The sequence below is a fragment of the Pseudomonas sp. GW821-FHT01D09 genome, from assembly GCF_059422465.1.
On sequence record NZ_JBWKWY010000027.1, the window covers coordinates 12,764 to 28,386 of the forward strand.

Annotated in this window: 17 protein-coding genes and 2 pseudogenes; 10 read left to right on the forward strand and 9 right to left on the reverse strand. The window is 61.6% G+C overall.

Annotation, left to right across the window (positions count from 1 at the left end; all coding sequences use genetic code 11):
* Nucleotides 1-12: 12 nt before the first annotated feature.
* Complete coding sequence (locus tag AC07W7_RS20395) at nucleotides 13-909, forward strand: LysR family transcriptional regulator (protein ID WP_076962921.1); 897 nt, start codon at nucleotides 13-15, stop codon at nucleotides 907-909.
* Here the strand turns inward: AC07W7_RS20395 and AC07W7_RS20400 are convergent.
* Nucleotides 906-1,823: a LysR family transcriptional regulator gene (locus AC07W7_RS20400; protein ID WP_076962920.1), complete on the reverse strand. Its 918-nt coding sequence runs from the start codon at nucleotides 1,821-1,823 to the stop codon at nucleotides 906-908. The two genes, AC07W7_RS20395 and AC07W7_RS20400, sit on opposite strands and share 4 nt — an antisense overlap.
* Nucleotides 1,824-1,941: 118 nt before the next feature.
* On the opposite strand from AC07W7_RS20400, the gene AC07W7_RS20405 reads away from it, so the two are divergent.
* From AC07W7_RS20405 to AC07W7_RS20415, 3 genes are read left to right on the forward strand one after another with little or no spacing between them, the layout of a single operon-like run.
* Nucleotides 1,942-2,700 (forward strand): 5-oxoprolinase subunit PxpA, encoded by a 759-nt coding sequence (locus AC07W7_RS20405; protein WP_495040009.1) that lies wholly within the window; start codon nucleotides 1,942-1,944, stop codon nucleotides 2,698-2,700.
* 60 nt (nucleotides 2,701-2,760) lie between these two features.
* Nucleotides 2,761-3,639: a 5-oxoprolinase subunit B family protein gene (locus AC07W7_RS20410; RefSeq protein ID WP_169867093.1), complete on the forward strand. Its 879-nt coding sequence runs from the start codon at nucleotides 2,761-2,763 to the stop codon at nucleotides 3,637-3,639.
* Complete coding sequence (locus AC07W7_RS20415) at nucleotides 3,636-4,610, forward strand: 5-oxoprolinase subunit C family protein (protein ID WP_169867094.1); 975 nt, start codon at nucleotides 3,636-3,638, stop codon at nucleotides 4,608-4,610. Before AC07W7_RS20410 ends, AC07W7_RS20415 begins: the two co-directional genes overlap by 4 nt.
* Nucleotides 4,611-4,638: 28 nt before the next feature.
* Here the strand turns inward: AC07W7_RS20415 and AC07W7_RS20420 are convergent.
* Nucleotides 4,639-4,784: pseudogene (locus tag AC07W7_RS20420) on the reverse strand (hypothetical protein); the annotation flags it as partial.
* Nucleotides 4,785-5,509: 725 nt separating this feature from the next.
* Here AC07W7_RS20420 and AC07W7_RS20425 point away from each other — a divergent pair.
* Nucleotides 5,510-5,620, forward strand: a pseudogene (locus AC07W7_RS20425) (hypothetical protein); the annotation flags it as partial.
* A gap of 228 nt (nucleotides 5,621-5,848) precedes the next feature.
* The gene (locus AC07W7_RS20430) at nucleotides 5,849-6,553 is read left to right on the forward strand and encodes a methyl-accepting chemotaxis protein (protein ID WP_495040027.1); all 705 of its coding nucleotides are present in this window, start codon (nucleotides 5,849-5,851) and stop codon (nucleotides 6,551-6,553) included.
* Nucleotides 6,554-6,604: 51 nt separating this feature from the next.
* Here the strand turns inward: AC07W7_RS20430 and AC07W7_RS20435 are convergent, their stop codons facing one another.
* Nucleotides 6,605-6,913: a PepSY domain-containing protein gene (locus tag AC07W7_RS20435; protein WP_169902220.1), complete on the reverse strand. Its 309-nt coding sequence runs from the start codon at nucleotides 6,911-6,913 to the stop codon at nucleotides 6,605-6,607.
* 117 nt (nucleotides 6,914-7,030) lie between these two features.
* Nucleotides 7,031-8,158, reverse strand: coding sequence for a glycerophosphodiester phosphodiesterase (locus AC07W7_RS20440; protein ID WP_495040010.1), 1,128 nt, complete (start codon nucleotides 8,156-8,158; stop codon nucleotides 7,031-7,033).
* A gap of 244 nt (nucleotides 8,159-8,402) precedes the next feature.
* Between AC07W7_RS20440 and AC07W7_RS20445 the strand changes: the two genes are divergently transcribed.
* Nucleotides 8,403-8,726, forward strand: a complete 324-nt coding sequence (locus AC07W7_RS20445; protein ID WP_076962912.1) for a DUF2025 family protein — start codon at nucleotides 8,403-8,405, stop codon at nucleotides 8,724-8,726.
* A 49-nt stretch (nucleotides 8,727-8,775) separates the two neighbouring features.
* On the opposite strand, the gene AC07W7_RS20450 is transcribed toward AC07W7_RS20445, so the two are convergent.
* A complete protein-coding gene (locus tag AC07W7_RS20450) occupies nucleotides 8,776-9,126 on the reverse strand; it encodes an antibiotic biosynthesis monooxygenase family protein (protein WP_495040011.1) in 351 nt (116 codons plus the stop codon).
* An 80-nt stretch (nucleotides 9,127-9,206) separates the two neighbouring features.
* Between AC07W7_RS20450 and AC07W7_RS20455 the strand changes: the two genes are divergently transcribed.
* The gene (locus AC07W7_RS20455; RefSeq protein WP_197883569.1) at nucleotides 9,207-10,094 is read left to right on the forward strand and encodes a LysR family transcriptional regulator; all 888 of its coding nucleotides are present in this window, start codon (nucleotides 9,207-9,209) and stop codon (nucleotides 10,092-10,094) included.
* Between the two features lie 51 nt (nucleotides 10,095-10,145).
* On the opposite strand, the gene AC07W7_RS20460 is transcribed toward AC07W7_RS20455, so the two are convergent.
* Together AC07W7_RS20460 and AC07W7_RS20465 are read right to left on the reverse strand one after the other, a co-directional pair.
* Complete coding sequence (locus AC07W7_RS20460; protein WP_099170224.1) at nucleotides 10,146-11,204, reverse strand: diguanylate cyclase; 1,059 nt, start codon at nucleotides 11,202-11,204, stop codon at nucleotides 10,146-10,148.
* 197 nt (nucleotides 11,205-11,401) lie between these two features.
* Complete coding sequence (locus AC07W7_RS20465) at nucleotides 11,402-12,025, reverse strand: TetR/AcrR family transcriptional regulator (RefSeq protein ID WP_076962910.1); 624 nt, start codon at nucleotides 12,023-12,025, stop codon at nucleotides 11,402-11,404.
* 132 nt (nucleotides 12,026-12,157) lie between these two features.
* On the opposite strand from AC07W7_RS20465, the gene AC07W7_RS20470 reads away from it, so the two are divergent.
* The gene (locus tag AC07W7_RS20470) at nucleotides 12,158-13,210 is read left to right on the forward strand and encodes an MBL fold metallo-hydrolase (protein ID WP_495040012.1); all 1,053 of its coding nucleotides are present in this window, start codon (nucleotides 12,158-12,160) and stop codon (nucleotides 13,208-13,210) included.
* 345 nt (nucleotides 13,211-13,555) lie between these two features.
* Nucleotides 13,556-14,107 (forward strand): hypothetical protein, encoded by a 552-nt coding sequence (locus tag AC07W7_RS20475; protein WP_236310179.1) that lies wholly within the window; start codon nucleotides 13,556-13,558, stop codon nucleotides 14,105-14,107.
* 22 nt (nucleotides 14,108-14,129) lie between these two features.
* On the opposite strand, the gene AC07W7_RS20480 is transcribed toward AC07W7_RS20475, so the two are convergent.
* The gene (locus AC07W7_RS20480) at nucleotides 14,130-14,504 is read right to left on the reverse strand and encodes a helix-turn-helix domain-containing protein (protein ID WP_495040013.1); all 375 of its coding nucleotides are present in this window, start codon (nucleotides 14,502-14,504) and stop codon (nucleotides 14,130-14,132) included.
* Nucleotides 14,505-14,627: 123 nt separating this feature from the next.
* Nucleotides 14,628-15,578, reverse strand: a complete 951-nt coding sequence (locus AC07W7_RS20485) for a hypothetical protein (protein ID WP_495040014.1) — start codon at nucleotides 15,576-15,578, stop codon at nucleotides 14,628-14,630.
* Nucleotides 15,579-15,623 lie beyond the last annotated feature (45 nt).

The following is a 15,623-nucleotide window of genomic DNA, read 5'->3' on the forward strand; positions in this document are numbered from 1 at the left end:
CGGGCCGCCGCCATGAACAAGCTGGACCTGTTGCACACCTTTGTCCGCGTCACCGAGCTGTCGAGTTTTACCCAGGCCGGCGACAGCCTGGGGCTGCCGCGCTCCACGGTGTCCGAGCACGTACGGGCCCTGGAAACGCTGCTGGGCACGCGCCTGTTGCAGCGCACCACGCGCAAGGTGCAGGCCACCCAGGACGGGCGGGTGCTGTATGAGCGCAGCAAGGATCTGCTGGCGCACATGGAAGAGCTGGAAGGGTTGTTTCGCCAGGACGAGGCGCAATTGAGCGGGCGGATCCGTATCGATATGCCCAATGTCATGGCCCGCAAGGTGATCGTGCCGCGCCTGCCGGAGTTTATGGATCGGCACCCCTTGATCGAGCTGGAGATCAGCGGCTCCGACCGTCAGGTCGACCTGCTGGCAGAAGGCTTTGACTGTGTGTTGCGTGTCGGCGCGCAGCCCGACCAGTCGGTGGTGGCGCGGTTATTGTGCAGCATGCCAATGATCAACTGCGTCAGCCCCGGCTACCTGCAACGCTACGGCGAGCCCCGGACCCTGGCCGATCTGGCCGTGCATCAGTTGGTGCACTACGTGCGCCCGCTGGGCGCGCGCTCGTCGGGCTTTGAGTATGTGCTGGGCAACAAGGTGCAGCGCATCGCCATGGCCGGGCGGGTCACGGTCAACAGTACGGACGCGTACCAGTCGGCGTGCCTGGCCGGTTTCGGGATCATTCAGGTGCCGCGGCTGGGCATCCGCGAATTGCTCGACAAGGGTGAGTTGGTGGCGGTGCTTCCCGACTATCCCGCGCCTGCGCTGGATGTGTCGATGCTGTATGCCGGCCAGCGCCACTTGCCGCTCAGGGTGCGGGTGCTGATGGAGTGGTTGTCGGCCACCTTGAAGGCCCAGCTTTAACGGCGTGTCGACAACTGCTGCGGGGCGAGGAACGCGTCGTGGAAGTAGTCGCGGAACGCCTGCATCGCCGGAGTAAAGGTGCGCTCGCGGTGCCAGGCCAGGCCGACGCTCATGGGCGCGACCTTGTCAGTCACGCTCAAGGTCTCGATACGCTTGCCTTCCAGGGACCAGGGGCGGTGCACCAGGTCGGACAGGATCGCCACGCCACTGCCATTGGCCACCATACTGCGCACCGCCTCCACCGAACTGGTACGCAGCCGTACCTTGGGCGTCTGCCCGGCCTGTTCCCAGTAGCGCATGGCACTTTGCTCGGCCTCATCCACGGTCAGCAGGATATAGGGCTCCCGGGCCACATCGGCCAGGCTGACGGCGCTGCGCTCGCACAGCGGATGGTGGCTGGGCAGCCACAGGCGACGTTCGGAGTTGAACAGGGTTTCGGAGACGATATGCGGGTGGGTCAGGTTGGCGGTGAGCACCACCGCCATCTCGAACTGGCCCTCCAGCAGCCCCTGTTCGATGGCCTGGCGCTCCTGCTCGAAGACCTCGATGGTCACGTCCGGGTGCCAATGCGCCATGCGTTGCAGGTGGTGCGGCAGGAAGTAACCCAGCACCGTGTAACTGGCCGCGACCCGCAGCACACCGCTGGCGCGGTAGTCTGGCAGCGGGCTGCTGAGGGCATCGTCGACACTGCGCACAATCACATAGGCGCGGTTGAGAAAGTGCCGGCCGGCGTCGGTCAGGTTCATGCCCTGGGCCGAGCGCACAAACAGCTGGGCACCGAGCATGGCTTCCAGTTCCTTGATCGCGGTGGTCACCGCCGATTGGGAAATGTTCAGGTGAATCGCCGCCTGGGAAATCTGGCCGATTTCGGCGGTGGCGACAAAGTAGCGCACCTGGCGCAAGGTCAGGGACATGCAGATTTCTCGTTGGGGTATCTGATTTTCAGAAGATGGTCTATCTGATAATAGATCTTCCCAAGGGGTCAAGGGCCAGCCTATTTTCCCTGGCACGAACCCTAGCGGAGCAGCCCCGATGCAGACAGTGGATTTCAACTCGGACATGGGCGAAAGCTTCGGCCCCTGGACCATCGGCGACGGTGTGGATCATGAGTTGATGGCGTTTATCAGCTCCGCCAATGTCGCCACTGGCTTTCATGCCGGCGACCCCGGCACCATGCGTCGCACCATCGAGCGCGCCAAACAGTTGGGCGTGGCCATTGGCGCGCACCCGGGCTTTCGCGACCTGGTGGGGTTTGGCCGCCGCCACATCAACGCCCCGGCCCAGGAACTGGTGGACGACATGCTCTACCAACTGGGGGCCCTGCGTGAATTGGCGCGGGTACAGGGCGTGACCTTGCAGCACATCAAACCCCATGGCGCGCTGTACATGCATCTGGCCCGGGACGAAGAAGCCGCACGCCTGCTGGTGGAAAACCTGCAACGCCTGGAGCCCGGGCTGTTGCTGTACTGCATGCCGGGCTCGGTGATCTGGCGTATTGCCAAAGAGCTGGGGCAGCCGGTGGTGCGCGAGTTCTATGCCGACCGTGAGTACGACCTGTCCGGCTCCATCGTGTTTACCCGCAACGTACGCGCCCTGGACCCGGCCACCGTGGCGGCCCGTGTGCTGCGGGCCTGCCAGACCGGCCTGGTGCGCACCGTCGAGGGCGAAGACCTGTTTATCGAATTCGATTCCATCTGCCTGCACAGCGATACACCGGGGGCCCTGGACCTGGTGGCAGCAACCCGCAGGGCCCTGGACCAGGCGGGGATCGTGGTGCGCACACCCGCCTGAACCGCAGCACCCTGCATGATTTTTGCCTGCCTTTCTACAATGATTCCAAGAGGAACAGACATGGCTGAAACATCCCCGATTCGCTACAGCTTTGGCGCCGATGAGCATTTGTTCGCCGAGGTCAGCGAAAGCATGTCCCTGGAAGCATTCTTCAAGGGCATGGCCGTCACCCGTGCGGTGCAGCGCCTGACGCTGCCCGGCGTGCTGGATATCTGCCTGGCCAACGCCTCGTTCCAGATCCGCTTCGACCCGGACCTGATCGCCCCCCATGCGCTGCTCGACGCGGTGCAAAGCGCCGAGGCCCAGGCCGTGGCCGAGCGCACCTTGCACACACGGATCATCGAAATCCCGGTGCTGTACAACGACCCCTGGACCCATGAAACCCTGATGCGCTTTCGCGACCGACACCAGGACCCGACGGGCACTGACCTTGAGTACGCCGCACGGATCAATGGCCTGGCGGATGTCGAGGCGTTTATCGCGGCCCACAGTGGTGCGCCGTGGTTTGTGTCAATGGTCGGCTTTGTCGCCGGCCTGCCGTTCATGTTCCAGATGGTCGAGCGCGAACGCCAGTTGCAGGTGCCCAAATACCTGCGCCCGCGCACCGACACGCCGAAGCTGACCCTCGGTCATGGCGGCTGTTTTGGCTGCATTTACTCGGTACGCGGCGCCGGTGGCTACCAGATGTTTGGCGTGACCCCGGCGCCGATCTACGACCCGGCCCAGCAGTTGGCCTACCTCAAGGAACATATGGTGTTCTTCCGCCCCGGCGATATCGTGCAGTTCAAGCCCATCGACCGGGATGCCTACGACCTGGCGGTGGCCGAGGTAGAAGCTGGGCGTTTCGACTTGCGTATTCGCCCGGTGGAGTTCTGTCTGGACGACTTTTTGGCCGACCCGGTCGGTTACCCGAAAACCTTGCAGGAGGCGCTCGTATGATCAAGGTGCTCAAGCCTGGCCTGGCGACCTCCGTGCAGGACCTGGGGCGCGAAGGCTATTACCACCTGGGGATCCCGCCGTCCGGCGCCCTGGACCAGTACGCCTTGAGTGCGGCCAACCACCTGGTGGGCAACCCGGCGGGCGCGGCGGGGTTGGAATGCACGCTGATCGGCCCGCAGTTGGAGTTTCAACAGGACGCCCTGGTGGCGCTAAGTGGCGCCTTGATGTCGCCGCGCCTGGACGGTGCCGTGGTGCACCAGGACACCGCGTTCCAGGTGCGCGCCGGGCAGGTCCTGCGCTTTGAGTTCCCCGTGGCCGGTGCGCGCACCTACCTGGCGGTGGCCGGTGGGATCGATGTGCCGCTGGTGCTGGGCAGTCGCTCCACCTACGCCCTCGGTGCCCTGGGCGGCTTTCATGGGCGACGCTTGCAGGAGGGCGATCTGTTGCCCATCGGCGAGGTCAGCCGCGAAGGCCGTGCCGGCAACAGTTTGCCGATGGCCCTGCGCCGTTCGGTGGGCGGCGACGTGACCTTGCGTGTGGTGCCGGGGCTGTATTACGAACGCCTGGCGGCGGGTGCCAAAAGCAGCTTTTTCGCCGAGCCGTGGACCGTGGGCTCCGAGGCCGACCGCATCGGCTACCGCTTCAAGGGCGGTAGTGCCCTGAGCTTCCAGCCACGGGAGCAACCGTTTGGCGCAGGCTCCGATCCGTCGAACATTGTCGACAGCTGCTACCCCATCGGCTCGATCCAGGTGCCGGCCGGGCTGGAACCGATCGTGCTGCACCGCGATGCCGTATCGGGCGGCGGCTACGCGATGATCGGCACGGTGATCAGCGCCGACCTGGACCTGATCGGGCAGATGCAGCCCAACCAGCGGGCGGGGTTTGTTGCGGTGACGTTGGAGGAGGCGCTGGAGGCGCGGCGGGTGTACAAGAAGCGGCTCAAGGCGATGGCCAGCTTATTCGCAGGCTAAGCCATCACACACAGCAAAATGTGGTGATTCAGAAGAGTTGGGTAAACAGCCAATACAGACTGCCCGACAGTACAATCGCCGCCGGCAACGTCAGCACCCAGGCCATCAGCAGATTGCGGATGGTCTTCATCTGCAAGCCACCGCCATGGTCCCGGCCACGCCCGACGACAGCAATGAGGCGGCGATCTGGTCGACCGTTCATCCGCAGGGCTCAAGAAGCCTCTGGCCCGGCCGATGCAAGGCATAAGCACTGTAGTGGACGATAGCGATCGTGCGGTGCCAGTCCCCATTTCCCCGTTTCGAGGCTTTCCCCTATGAGCTTTTTGCGACAGTCTTTGAGAGCACAAATCCTGTCGCTGCTCGGTGGCAGCCTGCTGGCAATGCTGTTGATTGCCTTGGCGTGTTTTCATTTTCTCTCCAGCGGTGTGCAGAGTTATCGCAGTTTGCTTGACGGACCGTTGCAAACCTCACAGTTGCTCGATGAAGCCAACCTGCAATTCAAGGTCCAGGTCCAGGAATGGAAAAACGTCCTGCTGCGTGGCAAGCAACCCCAGGACCTGGATAAATACTGGGGGCAGTTCCAGGACCGGCAACAAGACGTGCAAGGCATCCTGGCGCGCCTGGTAAGCAACACCCAGGATGACCCCGGCTTGAACCGTCGCCTCGAAACCTTGCGCCAGGAACACCAGATGCTGGGCGTCGCTTACCAGAAGGGCCGTGATGCTTACCTGGCGGCCGGGGCTGACTTTGCGGCTGGAGACCATGCCGTCAAGGGTGTGGACCGCGCGGTGAGCGAGCAGATGAGTGCGCTGGTCACCCAGTTGCATGAGCAGGGCAAACTGCAATCGGTGGCGATCAGCACCTACGCCGAGCGTACCGTGATGCTGGGCTTGGCCGTGATGGTGCTGTCCGGGGTACTGATCGGCCTGTTCAGCCTGTGGTTGCTCAACCGCAACCTGATTCTGCCGATCCGTGGGCTGATCAATTATGTGGCCCAATTGAGCCAGGGCCGGTTTGCCGAGCGCGTTGCCAGCCAGCGCCAGGATGAACTGGGGCGCTTGGCCGAAGCGGCCAATACCCTGCGCGACTTCCTGGCGGAAACCTTCGGCCGCCTGCAGCGCAGTGCCAAGGACCTGGTGGGGGCCAGTGGCGAGTTGAATTCGATTGCCGGGCAGATGGCGACCGGCACCCAGGACCAGTTCAGCCGTACCGACCAGGTGGCGACGGCGATGACCGAAATGTCCGCCACTGCCCAGGAAGTCGCGCGCCACGCCGCCAGTGCCTCGCGGGCCGCGGATGAGGCTGACCAGTCGGCCCGTGAAGGCGGCCAGGTGATGCAAGTGACCATTGCCACCATCGGCCAGATGCGCAACGAGATCCTCAACACCGGTGGCATCATCCGCCGCCTGGAAGCGGACAGCGTGCGCATCGGCACGGTGCTGGAAGTGATTCGCGGCATCGCCGAACAGACCAACCTGCTGGCCCTCAATGCGGCGATCGAGGCGGCGCGGGCGGGCGAGGCCGGTCGGGGGTTTGCGGTGGTGGCCGATGAAGTACGCAGCCTGGCGCAGCGTACGGCGGCGTCGATCATCGAGATCAACCAGATTATCCAGGCGGTGCAGACCGGGGCGGTGGATGCCGCCGAGGCGATTATCAGCGGCCAGTCATGCAGTGATGAGAGTGTCGAAAAGGTCACCCAGGCCGGGGCGATGCTCAGTCAGATCTCCCAGGCGGTGGAGGCGATCCGCGACATGAACCGGCAGATTGCCACGGCGGCCGAAGAGCAAACCTCGGTGGCCGAGGATATCTCGCGCAACATCACGCAAATCACCACGGTGGCCACGGCCAACCTGGACAATGTGCAGCGCACCGAAGCGGCCAGTCATAACCTGCGCGGGCTGTCTACTGAGCTCAATGAGGTGACGGCGCGCCTGAGTGACTGACCAGAAACAACTGCGCCGCCCGAAGGCGGCGCGTTGTGTTGCCGGGGCAACTCAGGTGTCTTGCTTGTTTTCCAGGACTTCGCCGGTCTTGGCGTCGAGTTTCACGTCCCATTTCACGTTGCTGGTGTCGCGCATTTCAACTTCATAGACCAGGCGACCCCCTACTTGCTCGTCCAATTCGGTGTCGAGGATGGAAGCACCGGCGTGCTTGGCCAATGCCGCGGCGTTGAGTTTGTCGAAGGTCATGATTTTGCCCGATTTGAGCAGGCCTTCGATGTAGTCCGGGCGAACATCGGCCTGGGCCAGGCCGGCGGTCAGGGTCAGGGCGGCAGCGGCGAACAGAGCGGTGAGGTTTTTCATGGTGGAGTCCTTTGGGGTGAGCTGTTTAAGTGGGATCAGATTACCCAGTGCAACTTAATTCACCCTTAATTGCGTAGGACATGCTTGGCTGCACGCCCCTTTGTTCTGGGGCGGATTTCAGTAACCGTTGTCCTGCAGCAGGTCCTGCACGCTGGAGGACGGCCAGCGCTTGTAGAACTTCAGCAGTTCGGCCGCGCGGTTGGTAAAGATGCCATCGACCCCGGCGCTCAAGACCTTCTGGAAATCCACCGGCTCGTCGACGGTATACACGTGCACCAGCAGGCCCTTGTCGTGGGTCAGTTGGTTCATCTGTGGCTTGACCAGGTCCGAATAGCTCTGGTCGCCCAGGTTCGTCAATTGCGCGGACGGGCCGGTGCCAATCGCCCCCAGGCTCTTGGCTTCATCGACCCACTTCTCGAACTCGGCAGCGTCCTTGGGTTCCTGCTTGGCATAGTAGGCCGCCTTGCTCGGTTCGCCGGACTCGGCGAAGGTCACCTTGGACTTGGGCTCGATGCTGCCTTCACCGACCCACAACAGCAGGATTTTCGGGGTGTTGGGCATTTCTTTCTGCAGTTCCTTGAGGCTGGCCGTCTCGAACGTCTGCAACACCACGCGGCCCTTGCCCTGGCCGACGCCCGTATTGCTCTTGCCCAGCTTGGAACCCACGGAACTCAGCCAGCCCTTGTCCAGCAGCTTGTCCTTCAGATCGGCTTCGATCCCCGGGAACTGCTTGGGCTCCTTGGTTTCGATGTACAGGCCGGGTTTGTGCTGGGGGTTGCCTTCGGCGATCTTGATGATGTCGTCCAGGCTGAGGATTTTCAAGCCGACGAAGCCCGGGCGCGCACGCTCCGGGTAGGCGGCATTGAACCAACTGCCGGCATCCAGGGTTTGCAGCTCTTTCCAGGTGAATTCGTTGGCCGGGCTGTCCTTGCGCTCGGGGAACTTGCTGGCCACATCGGTGGTGCGCTGCAGGTTGTTGTCGTGCAGGGCGAACAGCACGCCGTCCTTGCTGCGTTGCAGGTCCAGTTCCAGGTAGTCGGCACCCAGGTCGCGGGCCACCTTGTAGGCGGCGGCAGTGGACTCCGGCGCATCGTAGGACGCACCCCGATGGGCGATCACGGCCGGGTGGGGAATGCCCTCCTTGGTCGCCAGCTCAACCGGGCTGATAGGGCTTGCCGCCTGTGCGTGGCCAAGGCCCATCATCAGAGCGAGCAGCAGGGCACTCTGGGTAAACGTAACAGGCATGTGCGAGGTCCTTTCGTGGAGGTAACTTCAAGAAGGGTTCCTTTTTAACAATTGCCTGCAAAACGCGCTATCACCAAACCGACATTAACGTGCGCATGCGCTATTTTTCTGCGCTTTTGTGCCGTGCTATGCAGTATTCTTGGCCCGAGCCTCCCCGTCAGAGGGAAGCCCATTGCCTTATTTCGCCGCCTCGCGTGTAAACCATCGTTCACTTCCCCTGTGGGATTTTTTAGTGAGGTTTAGCATGCGCATCACATCGGAACTCATCTGCCAGGCCGCCGACCAACTCAACGGCTTTGTCGGCCTGAACCGCAAGACCGGCCAATACATCGTGCGATTCAGCGAAGATTCGTTCGGCATGGACGTCGCCGACGACGGCATCATCCCCACCAGCGAGTTCGTCTGGCAGCCTGCGGCCGACCAGGCCATGACCCTGTCCCGCGAGCACATCCAACTGCTGCTGGACCAGAACATCGACGACCGCATCAACATCACCGAGCCGCTGCGGGTGTATATGCGCCGGGTGGAAATCCCGCAGATCAGTGCGGTGCGTAGCCTGGTGGGTTGAGCAGGGTGGGGCCCTCGGGGGCACACCGATCGCCAGTTCAAGCCGGTGCCTACAGGGCGGTGAAGGCGTAAGCCCGCTCTACCTTGCATACCCGTGTCTGAAAGGCTGAATACCAGGTGGCCCGGCCCTGTTCGCGCACGCTGCTGTGCTCGGCGTGTTGTTTCCAGGCCAGGATGGCGGCCTCGCTGGTCCAGTAGGACACAGTAATCCCCAGGCCATCTTCGCTGCGGGCCGATTCGACACCGAGAAACCCCGGTTGCTTGCGGGCCAGTTCGAGCATGCGTTCGGCGGCCTGTTCGTAGCCTTGGTCGATATCGGTGCGCTGGGAGGTGAAGATCACGGCGTAATAGGGGAGGTCGTAACTACCGATCAAAGCGAGGTGGGCAGCAGTGCGGTTCATGGTGTGGGTCCAATGGCTTGTCGAGTCCAGGGGCGCATTATAGATTGGCGTCTGCGCAATCAATATTGGCGTTCTTCCATATGCTCAATGCAGTCACGCACTATCAACTCGACTATCCCGACCTAGCACTGATCCTTGCCTTGGTGCGTGGCGGCACCCTGGCGCGGGCGGCGGCCTTGCTGCGGGTGGATGTGTCTACGGTGTTTCGGGCCGTACGGCGTCTTGAGTCGTCCCTGGGGCAGGCGTTGTTTGAAAAAAGCCGCGCCGGTTACTTGCCGACCAGCTTGGCTACTACCTTGGCCCAGCAGGCCGAGCGTGCCGAACAGGCGTTGCAAGCAGCACGTGTGGGGGTTGAGCAGGGTGGTGAAGTGATCAGCGGTACAGTGCGCCTGACTTGTACCGACTCAGTGTTGCAGGGCCTGTTATTACCGGCCTTGGCGCAGTTCATGCCCGCTTACCCTGCACTGATCCTGGAGCTGAGTACGTCCAATGACTTCGCCAACCTCAGTCGCCGCGACGCCGATATTGCCTTGCGCCTGACTAGGACGCCGCCGGAACACTTGGTAGGACGGCGTTTGGGCACGGTGTCCTATCGGGTCTGTGCCAGTGCCGGTTACGTACAACAACACGCGACTCAAGACTTGGCGACCCTGGCCTGGATCGCCCCGGATGATTTTTTGCCCGACCATCCCACCGTGGTTTGGCGTCGCGAGCATTTGCCCGGCGTAAGGCCCCGTTATCGGTGCAATAGCATGCTGTCTGCCACCGAATTGGTGCGCGCCGGTCTGGGCGTCGCGGCGCTACCGGACTTTCTGTTGGGGGAGGGTCAGGGACTACAGCCGTTGGGGCCGGCGCTCGCAGGGTACGACACGGCCTTGTGGTTGTTGACGCGTCCGGACTGCCGGGCGCTGCGTTCAGTGGTGACCCTGTTCGACGAGTTGGGCCAGCACATTCTGCGTCTTCCCTAGACGCTTCCTACAGTTCCACGGGGCAACCGAGGGGGTTGAGTCCGGGGGCGTTCAGGCGGAACGGGCGACCAGCGATTCGGCGACCGTCACCCGGTTGCGCCCGTTGCCCTTGGCGGCGTACAGCGCCTGGTCTGCGGCGTTGAGCCACATATGCGCCTGGGTGAATTGCACCTGGTAGGCCGCCAGGCCAATGCTCAGGCTGACTCGCAGCGCTGGAACCTGCGGGTCGCGGTAGCGGCTGAATATTTCCCGCAGGCGCTCCATCACATCACTGGCCTGTTCCAGTGGCACATCCGGCAGGATCACGCAGAACTCGTCGCCACCGTAGCGGCCCGCCAGGTCATTTTCCCGCACGTTGCGCTGCAATTCCTTACTCAGTTGCCGTAAGACCCGGTCACCGACGATATGGCCATAGGCATCGTTGATCTGCTTGAAGTGGTCGATATCGATCAGTGCGATAGTGGCCTGGGACTGTTGCTGTTGGCACTTGTGGAACTTCAGTTGCAGCAGGTCCTTCCAGGAGCCGTGATTGAGCAAGCCGGTCAGGCTGTCGATGCGGCTCAAGGCACTGAGGGCGCGCTTGTGTTCCGAGAGTTTGATAGCCAATTGATAGCTAACCATGCCAACGGTGGCGGGATAGAAGATCAACATCGGCAGGCAGGCATACACCTGGATCAGGCCGACATTGGGGTTGAACGAGGGACCGAACACCAGCCAGGCCAGCCCCACCCCCACCAGTTGTGCGAGCAGGCCCTGAAACATCAGTTGCCTGCCGCCCGCCGCGACATTATGCAGGGTCATCATGGCGAGGATGGTCACGGCGGTCAGCGGCGTGAATTGCGTGGCGGCGGCCCAGAACCCACCGGAAAGCGAGTCATAGAGCAGGTTACGGCGCTCCGCTTTGTAGGGAAACGCCGAATGGCTCGACAGCTGGTACGCCAGGTGTGGCCAGATAAAGGCGTTGAACAGCCATAGCCCCCAGATCCAGCCGGGCATGGCCAGCGGGTACAGGGCGGCAAACACACACAGGCTGCCAAGGCCCAGCCCGATAATGCGTGGGCGATAAATGCGCCGGGCAAACGACAGCCCTTTGCCTCGAAGGTTTTCCATAGATCCCTGCGTCAGGTTTTTCTTTTTTTAAGTGGCGAAGGCGTACGTTATCAACAGGCCATTTACGCCAGATGACCGGCGATTATTGTCAGTTATTTACGCAGGAATAATCAGTGTCCTTCCAGGCCATTTGCGCGGGAATTCTGAGGGATTGCGGCAAAAACGACCTGCCCGTGTCGTATTGGCGACAGAGGGGGTTATCGAGGGCAGGTGGCCATCTCGTAGCCGGCCAGGAACAGGTCCATCGCCGACTCGATGACGTTGGCCTGGGTGGTCGCGTCCAGGGTGGGTTGGCCAAGGGTGATTTGTGGCCAGAAGGCGAACGCCTTGAGCAGGCTTTGCACCTGATGGGCGGCAAAGCATGGATCAACTGGCTTGAGCCGCCCGTCCTCCTGCGCTGCGCGCACCCATAAGGTGAAACCTTCTTCGCGTTCTTTCAGGCGATTGACGATGTCCTGGGCGCGTTCCGGGGAATGGATGGTCGCGGCAATCGCCACCCGGGCCAGATCGAGGAAGTTGGTGTCCGACATCATTTTCATCTTCGCTTCCAGCAACCCGCGCAACTGGTCGCGCAGGGGCTGTTCGCTGCTGTAGCTGACATCCAGTTGCGCCACGCTGCTGGCCCATAACTTATGCAGGATCTCGGTGAACAGCTCTTCCTTGCTGGGGAAGTGGTTGTACACCGTGCGCTTGGATACGCCAGCGGTGGCGGCGATCTTGTCCATGCTGGTGACCTCGAAACCGTTGTCGCGAAACTCGGCAATGGCCGCTGCCACGATGGCTTCGCGTTTACGGTCGGTGAGGCGTTGAGGTGCAATCATGGGGCTTTCGGCTCTGGGAAGAAAATTACACTCGGTAGTTTACTTGGTCCGGGTTTTGTTGCAATCTTGAAACTACACTGTGCAGTGTAATTGTTGATCTGCATCAACAGAACGTACCGGAGTCACTCTGTAATGGCCACGATCTCTACCCGTGTCGACACCTCGTCCCCCGCGCTCAAGCCATCCGAGCAGCAAGGTCACTTCAAGAATCATGCCCCGGTCAATCGTGCGGGCTTGGGCAAAACGTTGCAGATCTTCTGGAAGATGCTCTTTCACAAGCCGCGCAGTACCCGGCCCGTGGGGGACATTCCGGTACAGCACCTGACACGCGAACAGCTCCTGAGCGCCCCGGATCACAGTGTCTACCGGCTGGGGCATTCCACTGTCCTGCTGAAAATGCGCGGCAAGTTCTGGCTGACCGATCCAGTGTTCGCCGAACGTGCCTCGCCTTTGAGTTGGGCCGGCCCCAAGCGTTTCCACCAGCCGCCTATCAGCCTGGAAGAACTGCCGCCGATTGAGGCGGTGATTCTGTCGCACAACCATTACGACCATCTAGACCGTCAGGCCGTTGTGCAATTGGCCGCCAAGACCCGCTATTTTCTTGCGCCACTGGGCGTCGGCGATACCTTGATCAAATGGGGCGTGGCGCCCGACAAGGTCCGGCAGTTGGATTGGTGGCAGGGCACCGAAGTGGACGGTATCCGTTTTGTCGCCACCCCAGCCCAGCACTTTTCCGGGCGTGGCCTGTTTGATGCCAACCAGACGCTGTGGGCTTCCTGGGTGATGATCGATGGCGCCCGGCGCATTTTTTTCAGTGGGGACACTGGCTATTTCGATGGCTTCAAGTGTATTGGCGAGCAGTATGGGCCGTTTGACCTGACGCTGATGGAAACCGGTGCTTACAACGTCGACTGGCCCCATGTGCACATGCAGCCCGAACAAACCTTGCAGGCCCATCTCGACCTGAAGGGGCGCTGGTTGCTGCCGATCCACAATGGCACCTTCGACCTGGCTTTCCATGCCTGGCATGAGCCGTTTGATCGCATCATGGCCCTGGCCTGGGAGCGCAATGTGTCGATTACCACGCCTGCCATGGGCCAGGCTTTTACCCTGGCTGCGCCTGAGCGCGGGCATGCCTGGTGGTTGGATGTCGAGGCCCAGGCAACGGAGCCGCTGGTGAACTGAAGGTGTTCGTAACGCACTGTTATAGACAGGGCTTTTCAAGGTATTGCGGCCTGGAGAACTGGCTGGAAAAGGATGCGATGATCTTGGGAAATCTTTTCCTGGGAGTGGGGCGTGATGAAGGAAAAATGTAGGAGCATCTTGCCACCCTGTATTCCCTGCCCAGTGGGGATATATTCAGTACTTCACCTTTTTGATAAAACGACCTTTGTACCGCCTGCCCCGGCCGCGTCGGCGGGCTCTGTGCCAGGGGCTCGCTGTGGCATTGAGTTCCAGCCCGCGGCAGCGCCTGTTGCGGCTGAGTTCGTCGTCGCCCAGGGCCCCAGGTTCGATATCCCGGGGCCGATGATGAAGACCGTGCGTGATCCGTCGTTATCGCTCATTGCCCTAAGTGGCCTCGACCCCGAGGGCCCGGTCATGGCGGAAGTCCCGCTCGTCATGGAGAGCGACGCCTTGAAGGTTCGTCCTGCCCTGGCTGATTGGCGCATCGGTTTTGCTGACGAGTACCTGCGCGATGGTGTGCTTGAAGCGGTGGAGCACTCCAACGGATTTCTCCTGGCCTTGGAGGTGCTCAGGGCCTCAGGCGCTGACGTGGTACCCGTGGTGGCGCAGTTACCGGATACCCCAGAGCAGTTCAGCCTGGCATCCGGCAACGAGATCGATAAGCGAGTGAGCGAACATCGCCTCGACGCGTTGGTGTCAGACGGCCAAAGCCCAGCCTTCCACGGCTTCTGCAAAACCGGATACCCGGGCGTATGCCAGATATTCAACGACGAACTCCATGGCACCAGGGTCGTGCTCTGGTTCTACGGTGCCCGTTGGGCACGGGATTCGTTGTCGGTCTTGGCACGGGTCTATCAACAGGCGATGCAGGCACGCGCCGGCATGTCCGCGAGGTGAACCCGTGGCGTGGCCAGTGGGCCTATGCGCCGTTGGGGTGAGGCGTGTTCGATGATGTAGAGCCCATCAGCCGTGCGATAAGGCTACGGTGGCCAGGTTCGGCATCTGCCTGTGGCGCTGAGGAGCGTCGCCCGCTCATGCCCCAGGCCGGCGCGAACCCCGGGAAAAACACCAGGCCTTCGTGCTCCAGGCGAAACGCCAGGGCAATGCAGATAGCGTCATCCACCTTATGATGGCTTTCAAAGCGCTGGATAGCGTCAACCGCCACCCCGGCGTGCCGTGCCAGGTCTTCCCGGCTCCAGCCCAACAGCGCACGGGCCTGGACGCTGTGCCGTGGGGTGAACTGATGAAGGACGATTTGTTGATCTACGGTGGTGCTCACTGCCAGAGAGGACATGGGGTTCTCCAGGAATCCAACGGGGGAGGGCAAACTATACTGTGTTTTTATACAGTTGTTTTGACCGTTCATCAATTGGCGCATTTCCTGGAGGGCCGGCCCGCGAGTGGCGGGCGTTTGCGGTCATTTCTCCTCCAGCCCCGGAGCCTCGCGGATAAGCAGGTGGTCCAGGTTCTGGATATCGGCGCTGAACACCCCGAATGTCTGTTCGGGGTTTTTCTTGCTCGGCACCTGTTTCAACACCGGTGTCACACCATAGAAGAAGCAATACAGCGCCCGCTCACTGTCCACGGCGGCCTTGATCTGCTCCAGGAACGCCTTGCGCTTGCGGTAGTTCTCGATCAGCTTCTTGTTCAGGTAGACGTTGACGGAGTAGGGCTTCTTGTCGAGCCACACCTTCTTTTCAAAGTCGATGCGAAAGCTGCTGGTGTAGTCCTTGATCGCCTTGATCCGGCCCCAGTAGATCAAGCCCTTGTTGTCTTGCAGGTATTGGATCTTCTTGAAAAACGTCCAATAGGTCGCGCTCTGTTCGCCGATCTTCAACGGCATGCCCTTGAGCTTGTCCTTGTCGTCGATGTTGGACACATAGCACTCCACCGGGTGGGCAAAGACGCTGGTCTTGTCTGGTGTGGTTTCGCTGGCGCTGTGGGAAGTATTGGAAATTATCGAAGGTGCTTTCGTCGGATCCTGTGGGATAGCGTCTGTGGATCCGTGGATGGCTGCCTTGCGTTCGTACTGACGCCGAGCCAGCACCCACTCCGACGGGAAGTGCTCCTCGCGTCCATCCTCGGTTTCTCCTGCCACGGCTTTGTGGCTGGCATAGTGGCAGCCGTCGCTATGCCGGGTGCTGGGCAGGTTCTTGAAATGTGGGGTACGCAGGTAGTTGACGTTCTTCGCATTGAACGTACCCAGCACATTGCCCGCCGCAAACGCCGCACGGCAGTCATCGTTGGGGCACAGGAAACTGTCCTTGTCGGAGTCGAAGGCGGCGGTTTCGTCGAAATTCAGGTCGCGCACGTCATAGATCGACAGCTTTTCGTCCAGGCTCAGGCAATAGGCAGTGTCGAATTTCATCGGGGCGGGTCCGTGGGGATATTCGCTATTAATAGCGGGGTTGCG

Excerpts from the sequence above, each read along its gene's own strand:
- AC07W7_RS20395 (WP_076962921.1), top strand. The coding sequence starts at position 13 with ATGAACAAGCTGGACCTGTTGCACACCTTTGTCCGCGTCACCGAGCTG.
- AC07W7_RS20400 (WP_076962920.1), bottom strand. The coding sequence starts at position 1,823 with ATGTCCCTGACCTTGCGCCAGGTGCGCTACTTTGTCGCCACCGCCGAA.
- AC07W7_RS20405 (WP_495040009.1), top strand. The coding sequence starts at position 1,942 with ATGCAGACAGTGGATTTCAACTCGGACATGGGCGAAAGCTTCGGCCCC.
- AC07W7_RS20410 (WP_169867093.1), top strand. The coding sequence starts at position 2,761 with ATGGCTGAAACATCCCCGATTCGCTACAGCTTTGGCGCCGATGAGCAT.
- AC07W7_RS20415 (WP_169867094.1), top strand. The coding sequence starts at position 3,636 with ATGATCAAGGTGCTCAAGCCTGGCCTGGCGACCTCCGTGCAGGACCTG.
- AC07W7_RS20430 (WP_495040027.1), top strand. The coding sequence starts at position 5,849 with ATGTCCGCCACTGCCCAGGAAGTCGCGCGCCACGCCGCCAGTGCCTCG.
- AC07W7_RS20435 (WP_169902220.1), bottom strand. The coding sequence starts at position 6,913 with ATGAAAAACCTCACCGCTCTGTTCGCCGCTGCCGCCCTGACCCTGACC.
- AC07W7_RS20440 (WP_495040010.1), bottom strand. The coding sequence starts at position 8,158 with ATGCCTGTTACGTTTACCCAGAGTGCCCTGCTGCTCGCTCTGATGATG.
- AC07W7_RS20445 (WP_076962912.1), top strand. The coding sequence starts at position 8,403 with ATGCGCATCACATCGGAACTCATCTGCCAGGCCGCCGACCAACTCAAC.
- AC07W7_RS20450 (WP_495040011.1), bottom strand. The coding sequence starts at position 9,126 with ATGAACCGCACTGCTGCCCACCTCGCTTTGATCGGTAGTTACGACCTC.
- AC07W7_RS20455 (WP_197883569.1), top strand. The coding sequence starts at position 9,207 with ATGCTCAATGCAGTCACGCACTATCAACTCGACTATCCCGACCTAGCA.
- AC07W7_RS20460 (WP_099170224.1), bottom strand. The coding sequence starts at position 11,204 with ATGGAAAACCTTCGAGGCAAAGGGCTGTCGTTTGCCCGGCGCATTTAT.
- AC07W7_RS20465 (WP_076962910.1), bottom strand. The coding sequence starts at position 12,025 with ATGATTGCACCTCAACGCCTCACCGACCGTAAACGCGAAGCCATCGTG.
- AC07W7_RS20470 (WP_495040012.1), top strand. The coding sequence starts at position 12,158 with ATGGCCACGATCTCTACCCGTGTCGACACCTCGTCCCCCGCGCTCAAG.
- AC07W7_RS20475 (WP_236310179.1), top strand. The coding sequence starts at position 13,556 with ATGAAGACCGTGCGTGATCCGTCGTTATCGCTCATTGCCCTAAGTGGC.
- AC07W7_RS20480 (WP_495040013.1), bottom strand. The coding sequence starts at position 14,504 with ATGTCCTCTCTGGCAGTGAGCACCACCGTAGATCAACAAATCGTCCTT.
- AC07W7_RS20485 (WP_495040014.1), bottom strand. The coding sequence starts at position 15,578 with ATGAAATTCGACACTGCCTATTGCCTGAGCCTGGACGAAAAGCTGTCG.